The following is a 10,792-nucleotide window of genomic DNA, read 5'->3' as shown; positions in this document are numbered from 1 at the left end:
GGCTTATCAGCCCAAGTCGTCATGGCCGACGCCGCCTATGACGCCGATCATTTGCGCCAAGCCATCGCCGCCAAAGGCGCGCTCGCCGTCATCCCCAACAATCCGTCGCGCGCGCTCAAATACCCTCTCGACAAGCATTTCTATGCCCAGCGCCATCTCGTCGAATGCTGCTTCTCAAAGCTCAAGCAGTTCCGACGCGTCGCAACACGCTTCGAAAAGACGGCACGGAACTATCGCGCCGTCGTCACTCTCGCTGCCATTGTTCTATGGATGCGCTAATGTCCACACCACCTAGAGCATGCCGCACAACGATGGATGTGAAGGCAATTCGGAAGAAGGTCGGACTAACGCAGGAGGAATTTGCCCCGCGCTGCTCTGTAAGATTGGCCAGCCTGCGAGATTTGGGAGCAAAGGCGATATGCTCCCGATCAGACCGCGCGCGCCTATCTGACGATTGTCCATCGTGATCCGGTCGCCGTGGAGCGCTGGCGCAAGAGTGTGAAGCTGCTTGAGTGGCTTAAGGGGCGCCCGCCTCGCGCACGCCCGACGTGAGGAGGCTTTCACGGCGTACACTCGACGACCTGCACCGGCTGATCTGTGCATCTGATGTCGAATTTGCGCTGACCGGATCGGCCCTTATTCATGACGACAGCACCGTTTATCGACCGATCACTCTGACCGTTTGGCCATGGCCTTTTCGATTTGGTCGGCAAGCTGCAAAACGGCCGCCGAGATGCTCGTACAGATCGCGCTTCTTCTCGTCAGTCGCACTTTTTGCTACCGCATATCCGGCTTCGGCATGAAGCTTCTTCACACTCGCCTCCATGTCCGCCATGGCGCCACCGACCCTTCAGATTACCCCCTAGAGGTTGCGCTGTAGGGCAGGTGTCGATCCGCTGGCGCCGCGGTGCATAACGCTATTCCTCGACGGTAGCACCAGCTGAGCACAACTGTAAGGCGCCTAAAGGCGGATACTTATCGCGGCAGATCGAGTAAGGAGGGAAACGGGAAGCGTCGACTTCATAGCTCCTGCGTCTTCGTCCCGGAGCCTCCAAAAGAAGCGATTTCTAGCGCTGTAAGGACTTCCGGGTGCGGGGGATCGCTGCTTGAGCCAGAAGTGAAAGGTCGGCAACAAGGCAATCGGTGAGCGCTCATTTGTGCGGCTCGGCCGTGGGTCCGAGAGTTGAGCCCGATCCCCGCGGTTGCCAAGTACCAGTTCTCCACCGGAAGGAGAAATGGAGAGTGAGCCTCGTGGCTACGAGCCGGGTTACCTACAAGCTAATTGGGTTTTTTCGGTAAGGTGGGTGATGGCGTGGCGCTTAGCTGCTCGGTGTGTGGCGGCGGCGTCGTGACCGATGGGACAGGGGACGACTGGGCTTCGCCAAGGGGGGCGCGGCCGACGATAATGGTGAGCAGGCCCTGGCCCCACAGTCGCTGCGCGACCCGCTTGGCGTCCTCCAACGTCACGGAGTCGACGACGGCGTTGTGCTTTTCGAAATAGTTGATCGGTAGCTTGTCAAGCTGATGCTGCAGCAGCGTGCGCGCAAGTTTTGATGATGAGTTGAGCGCCAGCATTTGCGAGCCCTTCAGGTAACACTTTGCGTCATCGAGTTCCTGCTGGGTCGGCCCTACCTCGGCGATGTGGCGGGCTTGCTTCTCGATCTGTTCGACCGTCTCGCCGGTGCGATCGGCTCGGGTCGCGCATTTGCCGACGAACATGGCCGAATGAGTCCTCCAGACCAGGTGCTCACGTACGAAATAGGCTAGCCCGCGCTTCTCGCGGACTTCGCGGAACAGCCGCGACCTCAGACCTGCACCGCCGAGGATGTGGTTGACGACATAGGCGGCCATGAAATCGGACTCGCTGCGGCGAACGCCGGGACCGCCGAAAGCCATGACTGTTTGCGGCACATCGAACGGAATGAATGCGCGCTGCGGCGGCTTTGCCACGATCACGTCGGGTACCGGCGTCGAGTCCGCCTTGGCTGGCAAGCCGCCAAAGGTCTTGTCGAGAAGCTTGCAGAGAACCTCTGGATCGACGTTGCCGACCACCGCGATCTTGAGCGTGTCTCTTGCGATCACGCGTCGGACATGGCTCTTGAGATCCGCGACTTCGATCTTCGGCACGCTTTCGACCGAGCCTGCGGTTGGGCGGGCATAAGGATGATCGTTGAAGGCGACCTCAAAGAACTTGCGACCGGCGAGTGATGATGGATCGGTCGAGTAATGCCGAAGGCGCGCAAGTACGCTGGCGCGGATCCGTTCGACATCGGCGGGGTCGAAGCGGGGCGAGATTAGCGCCATCCTTAAAAGGTCGAAGGCCTCGTTCCCGTTGTCCTCGAGGGTGCGCAAGCCACCGCAGAAGTGATCGTGGGTCGATCCAAAGCTTAGCTCGATCGCGCGGCGGTCGAGTCGCTCATGAAAGGCCTTGAAGTTGAGATCGCCGGAACCTTCGTTGAGCAGGCCAGCAACCATGTGGCCAACCCCGGGTTTGTCGGTGGGATCTTGGGTCGCGCCGCCCCCGAAAGCGAATTCCATCGCGATCAACGGGACGGTGGAATCTCGGACGAACCAGGCTTCTATACCGCAAGGCGAGACCAGACGCTGGATCTTGGTCGTGATGGCGGCAAGCGAAGGTGGCGAGGTGAGCATCGCGATTGAGAGCGACGCGCCGCCGAGGAGAACCTCACGTCGTGTGCAAGAATAGGTCACTGCAGCTTCTCCCCGTGCTGTGGCGCTGACTCTTTGATGAGATAACCGGTCACCGAGCGTCTCTTGTCGAGCCATTTGCGCGCGGCCTCCTGCACCTGCTGGGCGCCGACGGCGCGGATGCCGTCCGGCCAGCCTCGGATATCGTCGATGCTCCGTCCCGTCGTCAGGCCGCGGCCATACCAGCTCGCGACCATTTCGTGATTGTCTTGGGCGTAGATTGCTTGCGCAATCAGCCGGGTCTTGACCCGCTCGAGATCTTCGGCCGTCGCCGGATGATGCGCAATGTCGGCGATCACCTCGTCGGCGGCGCGCTCAATCCTGGCGAACTCGACGCCAGGTTTTGGTGTGACGGAAATCCCGAATTGCGAGGGGTCGAATGCGGTAGCGTGGTAGCCCGCCGATGTACTGACCGCGAGCTGCTTGTCGATTACCAGCGCGCGATAGAGATATGAGTTGACGCCACTGCCCATCAGTTTCCCAAGCACCTCGAGCGCTGGGCTCTCCCCGGCGGCCGCGGTGCGAGCCGACGGTACGAGATAGCAGCGGTGCAAGGCTGGTTGCTCGACACGGGGATCGGCCAGCGTCACGGTGCGCAGCGCGGCCGGGGACGGCTCCTGCGGTCGCAGGCGTTGAGCGGGGATCGACGGCTGCGGGGGGATGTCGCCAAAACTCTTCTCCACCATCGCGTGGATCTCAGTGGCTTCGACGTCGCCCGCGATGATCAGGATGGCGTTGTTCGGTGCGTAGAAACGCTTATAGAACGCGAGCGCATCCTCGCGCTGGAGCTTTTCGATCTCCTGTCGCCAACCGATCACAGGACGGCCGTAGGGATGGTTGAGGTAAAGCGCCGCCATCATCTGCTCGGCGAGCCGCGCACCCGGATCGTTTGCGACCCGCATATTGAATTCCTCGAGCACGACGTCGCGCTCGGACAGCACGTTCTCATCTTTTAGCATGAGACCGGTCATGCGGTCAGCTTCAAATTCCATCATCTTGCCGAGGTGCTCACGCGGCACATGCTGGAAATAGCTGGTATAGTCGGTTCCGGTGAACGCATTTTGGTTGCCGCCGACGCGCAACACGGTCTGGGAAAACTCATCCGCCGGATGTTTGGAGGTGCCCTTGAACATTAGGTGTTCGAGGAAATGCGCCAGCCCCGATTTGCCCGGCGGCTCATCGGCGGCCCCGACCTTATACCAGATCATCTGAGTCACAACGGGTATCCGATGATCCGGAATCACCACCACCTGCAGGCCGTTATGAAGCACAAAGCTAGCCGGTCGATCTGACGTGACCGTGTTCTGGGCGAAGACGCTCTCCTCCTCGGGAAAGTATAGGTTACCATCCGTGCTATCATCCGTTCGGTGTTCGATCGCCAGGGCGGTGCGCGTCATCGAACCGATGGCGTCAGTGGCGATACCTCCCGCCGTGGCGGTGACCGAACGCCCGTTCTTCATGGCATCGCCTTCCATTCAATAGAGATTCACGTGCTGTGGCGGACAGACCGGCAAAGCGGGAAGCTGCACACTGTTTGGCAAGCAATAGAGCAAAGGCCGGGCCAATTGCCCGATGGCCCGAGCAAGGCCGAACGACGCGCCAACCGGACGCAAAACAAACCCGGCCCGGTTGTTCTGGCCAAACATCAAGCGCCGGCATGTCGTGAGCACGACGTTGCGCACGAAAGCCCACAACGGTTGGCGCCAATTAGCAACTTACAGGGAAGGACGGATTGAGCCGCGATGATGCCGAATCAACTTTCGCGAGGGCTCGCTGGTAGAATCTCGCTCTACACCGCAAGTGGCTTGGCAATATTTCTCATGGTTGCGAGCCGTGAATTAGCGATGAGCTCCTTGGAGTACACTGTGCCGAAGTAGTCCAGGACGAAGGTGCCAGAATAGCGTAGATTTGCGCTCGCGCGGATTAGGCTATCGAGAATTGGGCCGACTTGCCCAATGCGGTCGCGATAGCGCGCGCGGATGACGTTAACAGCGTTCATCGAGTGAACCGCCTCGTCGGCAATGACCTCCCGCAGCCAATGATGAAATTTGGTGTTCCCAAGACCGTCATAAAACGGCTTTTCTGCTGCGTAGGCGCGGCTCTGCTGCGTAGGCGCGGCAAGTGCACATCTCGTCAAATGCGATCATAACCATGAGGGAGAATTCGTCCGTTAGGTGCTCAGTGATCGGACCAAAATCATGCGGTCGAGCGTCCAATCTCTCTCGAAGATCCCTCTCGGATCCATGAGCGACAAGTTCAATGATGCGGATGAAGCCATCGGTGTGGCGCTCTTCATCGATCGCCCAGGCGTCGAGAAATGCCGCAGCTTCATCGGTAGCGATGAGGTTTCGGTCGGCTAGTTCTTGTTTCAAATATCGGGCGTCATACTCCGTATACAGATCAGGCCACAATTTATCCCAGCGTGCGCGTATGGCCGATGGTTCGGCGGTGAACATCGCAGGCGTAAGAGCGTTGAACAATTCGTTTGGATTCCAGTTCCGTCGAACCGGCGTGATCATCCGAGTCCCCTCGTCGCGAGTGCTCTGGCGGACAATTGTCTTCTTGTCTTCCCGAACCCTGGTAGAACCATGTTAGCTACATACGGGCACGTCGTCGCCTCCAAGTTTTGGTAGGGGCTATTCCGGGCATACACTTCTCGGCGTAATCCAGCGTCCCCGTTAAACAGCCAGCACAAGCTCATCGCAGTGCGAAGCAAGCCGATATACTCATGATGACCGCTGATTGGCTCGAACGCCTTCTCCGCGAAGCCGACTGGACCAGGCGCACTGATCAATACGCATGGTATCGCTAGGCCACCATCGGCCGACTGCTCGGGCGCGCTATATCTTGAACCGCTACCAGTTTTCTGTCGCGCAGCTTCGAGCAATGGGGCACGCGCCCAGGCAGCGTATTGTGCTAGGATGCTGGTCAGCTGTTAAATAGATCCGAACATCGGAACGATGAGAAATTGCTCCCCGTCGATCATCATCACTGTTCGGCACGAGAGCTGCCATTCGCCCTCCACTGCTGTCGCTCTGCCGTGTCCGATTTGATACTTTCATGTCTCGACGGCGACGCCGCATTAGCAGGGGGTCCGGAGCGCTGTATCAAGCACATGTCTTTCCTGTTCGTGGACGGCAGCCTCTCAGGGATCTTTTATGGCACGTCGTTTGCTCGTCGAGCAAAGGGACCAGATTGGCCCCGCAATTGTAGGCGAGAGCACAGACGTGCCAATTGGTGACCACGAATTACACGCGGGGGCTCTGCTCAGGCGTCGTCGTCCATATACAACGACAAAGGAGATGATGATGACGAAAGGGAACGGAATAAACGATGACATCGGCATTGCAGCCGGCGCGTTTCAGGACTTCACCAAGCGAGTCATCGGAACGCAAAACGAGCTTTTGAAAAAGTACTCAGAGGCCTATTGGCACTGGCAGGAGCGCCTTCAAACCGAATCGACACAATTGACGGAGTTCTTCAAGGAAGTCTCCTCCACGACTTCAGCGCCTGACCAGATCGGCGTTCTTCAGGCCTGGATGAACGGCGCCAAGCAGCGGGTCACGGAGGATTTTATCTATTCAATTGAAACCGCGAAGGCTCTCACTAATGTCGGATTGCAGGCTTGACTGGTTCCCGGCCATCGCAAGGTAGCGGCCTCGTAAACACCTGGAAGATAGCCTGGCGATTCGTGTACCTATCGACCACATATTGTCTCTTCCTGAGTCTTAGCGGCGGCTTATAGTCAGCCTAGTTCCGACAGCCGCCGCTCAGGCATCAAGCTGGCCGCGCTATCGTGATCGGGCCACGGCGTGCCTGCCGTCGCTCTGCGGTTGTGGGCGAGCGTCGGTCTCCGTCTTCCCTTCTAGCGCAAGCGACAGCACGAGATTGTTTCGCAACATCGCAACAGCCGTTCCTGGGGTGCGCGAAGTCCCGCGCAACATTCGGCTATGCCATTTCGAGACCGAATGAAGAGATGCGAACGGACTCGTTGCGCACGCGCGTGATTGCAGATCGTCTCACGACCTGCACGCGAAGGAGGAGGACGCACGGCGAGTTCCAACTTGCTGGCAAGTCTCGCCGATGCAATCCCCTGATCCGAGACAATGACATGGCTGTCTTCGGGCACAAGGATGGCCCTTCAGCGCGCTGTCTCATTTTCATCGGCCTCGGAAACACTTGAGAACTATTGCGTGCTGAGTCGCTAATGCGGTTATACGTCGCGATTCCCATTCTACCGAAGACAACACTTCCCAAGAATTCGGTCCTCGAGCGTCGCGGCGAATAGTCGACCTTCGCTATCGGTAGGCGATGGGGCTGGCGTCAAGCATCCGTGCTTTGCTCTTGGTCGCTGGTCTATTTCGATCGGGCCAATGCCTGTCGGACGTCCGCCTGCGGTCGGGAGCTGGCGTTCTCTGGCTCTGTCTTGCCCTCAAGTGCGAGCGATAGCGTGAGATTGTTGCGCAACATCGGATTTGCCGGTTCGGTCGCGAGAGCTTTGCGGTATAGCGCTTGGGCCTCCTGATGGCGGCCCTGGTGATCGAGGACGACGGCTTTGGCGTTCAGTGCGCGCAGGTCGCCGGGTGACGCCAACAAGACGGTGTCAAGTACCTCAATCGCCTCGCCGGGGCATTTACGAGCCAGCAGTGCCCGCGCCAGAGGAATCGCCGCATCGGCGTTGTCTGGTCTTTGCTTCAACGTATCGCACAAATGCTGCTCGTCAGTGTCTCGAACAAGGGCGTGAGCGATGCGCTCTCGCATAGCGGGATCGATCTCCGCAACGCCAACCAACTCTGCTGTGGGCGTCTGCTGCGATGAAAGATCCGGGTGGTCCAGGTTAGCGCAGCCTGCGAGCAGCAAAACGGCGAGAATTGGGAGAAAGGCTGAGCACGAGTGCGGTCGAAAGCCGCGCCGGCACCGCGGAACGTCAATCTCATATAATTTCATAAGCTATCTCACATCCACAGCTGTGCTCGTCATCTGGCCGCACGGAGCAGATCGCGATGCTCTCCCGTGGGGGCCTTGTCCTTGCCAACGGAAAGTTTGACGGAGCCAATCGGCTGGACCGTGAAGTCGGCGGCCAGATCCTGATACGAGAGAACTGGCAGATCTATCCCGTTGCGAGTGAGAAAGCCGCGGACGAAGCGCCGGATATCCATCGAGCCAAGAATGACCGGCTGGCTCTGACTCCGCGCGAGGCTTGAATGGATCTGATGGAATTGTGCGAGCAGCATCTCGCTTTGCCGATTCTCCAAAACAAGATAGGGGCCGACAGCGGTTTCGCGCACGGCACCACGCACGATATCCTCGGTTTCGCGCTCGACGATAAAGGCAGCGACAACACGATGGGCGTTGGCATAGCGATGACAAATCTGGCGCTTCAGACCGGAGCGAACATATTCGGTCAGCAGCACGGCATTCTGCTCCCGTTCGCTCCATTCTGCGAGCGCCTCCAGGACTAGGCGAGTGTTGCGGATCGGGATGCCCTCGTCCAGCAAGCGGCGCAGAACGTCCGCGATGCGGGGGATCGGCGTCGTGCGCAGCACCTCCTTCACGAGATCAGCATATTCTTGCTCCATCCGTCCGAGCAGCTGACGGGTTTCTTGAATGCCCACCAGGCGTTGAGCATAGCGCCTCAACGTCGACTGGACCCGCAAGGCGATCACATCGCTTGCACGGTGATGCCCGATTCCGGCTGCTTTGAGAGCAGGAGCATGAGCTTGTTCGATCCAGATCCGGTTCGTGTCTGGGTCCTGCCGAAAGGGGATTCCGCTCAATTCAATGTTTACCGCGTCGTCGTTGAGCAAGACTTGTGTCGGCTTAAGGCTGTCCGCTTCGACGGGCACTCCCTCGACATCCACCCTGAACTGCGAATCCGCCAACTGCTGGTCGACTTGGGTTGGAATGCGCGGAATTGTGATGCCAAGATCAGATGAGACCAGTGCCGAAACCCGTTCGATGCCCTGATCGAGGTCTGCTTTGTTGATCGCCTGTATCAGGTTAGGTGCTAGCAAGAGCGTGATCGGAAGTGCTTCGGCAGGGACGGTTTGCTTCTGACGCTGTGCGGAAGTGGGAGCCGAACCGGTCGAACTGGCACCTGTCTTGATGTCCGCTTTGCCATGCTGCACGCCAACTTTGAGAAGGCTCGCCGCACCGAAGAGTGCGGCCAGCATGAAAAAGGGAGGTAGAGGGAAGCCGGGAACAAGCCCCATCACGACGAGGACGCAGGCGGCCAGCCGTAGCGCTTGTGTGCTGGCAGTAAGCTGGTTGACGATATCGGCGCCAAGATTAAGCCTGGAGGGCCCGTTGACGCGAGTGACGATGGTTGCAGCTGTAATTGAGAGCAGCAAAGCCGGAATCTGCGAAATGAGCGCATCACCGATAGTCAGGATGGTGTATTGATGCATCGCCTCCTCAAGGGACATGCCCTTCGAAAGCGAACCGATCGTGATGCCGCCCAGCATGTTGATGCAGATGACGATGAGGCCGGCGATGGCATCGCCCTTGACGAATTTCATAGCGCCGTCCATGGCCCCGTGAAGTTGGCTTTCTCGCTCCAGCGCGCTGCGCCGGCTACGGGCTTCGTGCTGGTCGATGTGGCCGTTGCGCAACTCTGCGTCGATTGCCATCTGCTTGCCGGGCAGGGCGTCGAGCGTGAAGCGCGCCGAAACCTCCGCGACGCGTTCGGCACCCTTGGCGAGAACCATGAACTGCACCATGGTCACGATGAGGAATATGACAATTCCGACGGCGATGTTGCCCGATATGACGAAATCGCCAAACGTATGGATGATGCTGCCGGCATCGCCTTCGGCGAGTATCAGCCGCGTCGTTGCAACGGTAAGAGCGAGACGAAAGACGGTGGAGATAAGGATGACGCCCGGCAGCGATGAAAAGTCGAGAGGCGTATTGAGATAAAGGGCAACCATCAGCAGCAATATGGCAAAGCCCAGATTGAAGCCGATCAGCATATCGAGCACCACGATTGGGATCGGCATGATCATCATTCCGATCGCCAGAAGCAGCATCAACGCGACCATCAAATCCGGGTGAGACGGCGCGCGGGCGACGAGATTTCGTAGGTGCGTGGCCATGTAAAGCCTTATTGTTTGACCGGAGCCGTGCTGCCCCGCAATGAAACATAGCGCTTGAAGGTGGCCTGCGCCTCGACCATGCGGCCAGCCTGACGCAGAGCATGGCTGCGTAGCAGCAGCAATGGCGGGCGCGACGATGGCTGATCATCAAGCATGTCCAGCCTGTCCAATACCGATAGCGCTTCCTCGCCGAGGCGCTCTGAGATGAGAGCGTAGGCGAGGATACGAAGCAGCTCGACATCTTGAGAATGTTCGTGAACCACGGGCCGTAAAAGAGCCAGACTGTGTGCGCTCTGTCCGCACGCAAGGTGGACATAGGAAAGCGCGCAGAGCAAATCGCGCTCGGGCCCGGAGATCGGCACCATCCCATCGGCTTTGAAAACATTCGACGACCGGGTAGGTGTGAAGTGTTGCACTTCGCGCGGATCTGGCATTGCTAACCTTGGATCAAGCCGTTGTGATTCTGCCGGAGCAGGATTAACCGCCGTAGCTCCAGCCGCAGAAGCGCGGCCCCTTCGCGTGCCACCGAGCCCTCTGGCGCGGCCGACAGCGCATCGGCCAGGCGCTCGAGGAGAAGGCCGTGTTGCTCTGGACGCACAACATGCGAATGACGCAGGCGGGGCGTGACGAAGGAGAGCAGGCTATCCGCGAGATTGGGGCCGTTCAGCCATGCAAGTTCCGAATTCGTTCCGATCTTATCTGCGTGCTCGGTGGCTTCGGTGGGATTGATCCGCGAGATTGGATCGATTGACTTGAGTTCGAGCGCGTTATCGATCGTGTTGCCAGCCAACCGCTCCTGCGCCGCGCGGTCTTGGACAACTGACGTGTGAGCGTTGCCGCCTTTTCCATGGATCTTGTCGATGCCGATGCCACTGGCCTGAGGTGTGGCCGGGGCGACGACAGGTGCATGCTGCTCGTTGTTGATTCCCTGAAAGGCGGTGCCAAGCTCTACGGACCGCTGCGGCAGCCTAGTCATGAAACGTTCCTTC

At 58.9% G+C, this 10,792-nt stretch carries 10 protein-coding genes; 2 read left to right on the top strand and 8 right to left on the bottom strand.

The window, feature by feature from the left end; all coding sequences use genetic code 11:
• On the top strand, positions 1-279 hold a 279-nt coding region (locus J6525_RS36915), incomplete at its 5' end, for a transposase (protein WP_225646291.1).
• A gap of 379 nt (positions 280-658) precedes the next feature.
• Here the strand turns inward: J6525_RS36915 and J6525_RS36910 are convergent.
• The 4 genes from J6525_RS36910 to J6525_RS36895 form a co-directional block, all read right to left on the bottom strand.
• On the bottom strand, positions 659-835 hold the full coding sequence (locus J6525_RS36910) for a hypothetical protein (protein WP_225648313.1): 177 nt from the start codon (positions 833-835) through the stop codon (positions 659-661).
• A 443-nt stretch (positions 836-1,278) separates the two neighbouring features.
• Positions 1,279-2,652: a M16 family metallopeptidase gene (locus J6525_RS36905; RefSeq protein WP_225648320.1), complete on the bottom strand. Its 1,374-nt coding sequence runs from the start codon at positions 2,650-2,652 to the stop codon at positions 1,279-1,281.
• A 56-nt stretch (positions 2,653-2,708) separates the two neighbouring features.
• On the bottom strand, positions 2,709-4,184 hold the full coding sequence (locus tag J6525_RS36900; RefSeq protein ID WP_225648312.1) for a M16 family metallopeptidase: 1,476 nt from the start codon (positions 4,182-4,184) through the stop codon (positions 2,709-2,711).
• 591 nt (positions 4,185-4,775) lie between these two features.
• Entirely contained in the window at positions 4,776-5,228 is a 453-nt protein-coding gene (locus tag J6525_RS36895; protein WP_225648311.1) for a hypothetical protein, read from the bottom strand.
• A 789-nt stretch (positions 5,229-6,017) separates the two neighbouring features.
• Here J6525_RS36895 and J6525_RS36890 point away from each other — a divergent pair.
• Positions 6,018-6,338, top strand: a complete 321-nt coding sequence (locus J6525_RS36890) for a hypothetical protein (RefSeq protein ID WP_225648310.1) — start codon at positions 6,018-6,020, stop codon at positions 6,336-6,338.
• A 727-nt stretch (positions 6,339-7,065) separates the two neighbouring features.
• On the opposite strand, the gene J6525_RS36885 is transcribed toward J6525_RS36890, so the two are convergent.
• From J6525_RS36885 to J6525_RS36870, 4 genes are read right to left on the bottom strand one after another with little or no spacing between them, the layout of a single operon-like run.
• Positions 7,066-7,656 (bottom strand): tetratricopeptide repeat protein, encoded by a 591-nt coding sequence (locus J6525_RS36885; RefSeq protein ID WP_225648309.1) that lies wholly within the window; start codon positions 7,654-7,656, stop codon positions 7,066-7,068.
• Positions 7,657-7,685: 29 nt separating this feature from the next.
• The gene (gene sctV / locus J6525_RS36880; protein WP_225648308.1) at positions 7,686-9,803 is read right to left on the bottom strand and encodes a type III secretion system export apparatus subunit SctV; all 2,118 of its coding nucleotides are present in this window, start codon (positions 9,801-9,803) and stop codon (positions 7,686-7,688) included.
• An 8-nt stretch (positions 9,804-9,811) separates the two neighbouring features.
• Positions 9,812-10,237: a type III secretion apparatus assembly chaperone SctY gene (sctY, locus tag J6525_RS36875; protein ID WP_225648307.1), complete on the bottom strand. Its 426-nt coding sequence runs from the start codon at positions 10,235-10,237 to the stop codon at positions 9,812-9,814.
• A gap of 2 nt (positions 10,238-10,239) precedes the next feature.
• Positions 10,240-10,779: a hypothetical protein gene (locus J6525_RS36870; protein ID WP_225648306.1), complete on the bottom strand. Its 540-nt coding sequence runs from the start codon at positions 10,777-10,779 to the stop codon at positions 10,240-10,242.
• Positions 10,780-10,792: the final 13 nt, after the last annotated feature.

Origin of the sequence: Bradyrhizobium australafricanum, from assembly GCF_020329495.1 — a bacterium.
Lineage (GTDB): Bacteria > Pseudomonadota > Alphaproteobacteria > Rhizobiales > Xanthobacteraceae > Bradyrhizobium > Bradyrhizobium australafricanum.
Note: the sequence above shows the minus strand (reverse complement) of the source record. Positions and strands in the feature narration are given on the sequence as shown.

What these genes read in the sequence shown, in the direction of transcription:
- J6525_RS36910 (WP_225648313.1), bottom strand. Translation starts at nt 835, where the DNA reads ATGGCGGACATGGAGGCGAGTGTGAAGAAGCTTCATGCCGAAGCCGGA.
- J6525_RS36905 (WP_225648320.1), bottom strand. Translation starts at nt 2,652, where the DNA reads ATGCTCACCTCGCCACCTTCGCTTGCCGCCATCACGACCAAGATCCAG.
- J6525_RS36900 (WP_225648312.1), bottom strand. Translation starts at nt 4,184, where the DNA reads ATGGAAGGCGATGCCATGAAGAACGGGCGTTCGGTCACCGCCACGGCG.
- J6525_RS36895 (WP_225648311.1), bottom strand. Translation starts at nt 5,228, where the DNA reads ATGATCACGCCGGTTCGACGGAACTGGAATCCAAACGAATTGTTCAAC.
- J6525_RS36890 (WP_225648310.1), top strand. Translation starts at nt 6,018, where the DNA reads ATGACGAAAGGGAACGGAATAAACGATGACATCGGCATTGCAGCCGGC.
- J6525_RS36885 (WP_225648309.1), bottom strand. Translation starts at nt 7,656, where the DNA reads ATGAAATTATATGAGATTGACGTTCCGCGGTGCCGGCGCGGCTTTCGA.
- sctV (WP_225648308.1), bottom strand. Translation starts at nt 9,803, where the DNA reads ATGGCCACGCACCTACGAAATCTCGTCGCCCGCGCGCCGTCTCACCCG.
- sctY (WP_225648307.1), bottom strand. Translation starts at nt 10,237, where the DNA reads ATGCCAGATCCGCGCGAAGTGCAACACTTCACACCTACCCGGTCGTCG.
- J6525_RS36870 (WP_225648306.1), bottom strand. Translation starts at nt 10,779, where the DNA reads ATGACTAGGCTGCCGCAGCGGTCCGTAGAGCTTGGCACCGCCTTTCAG.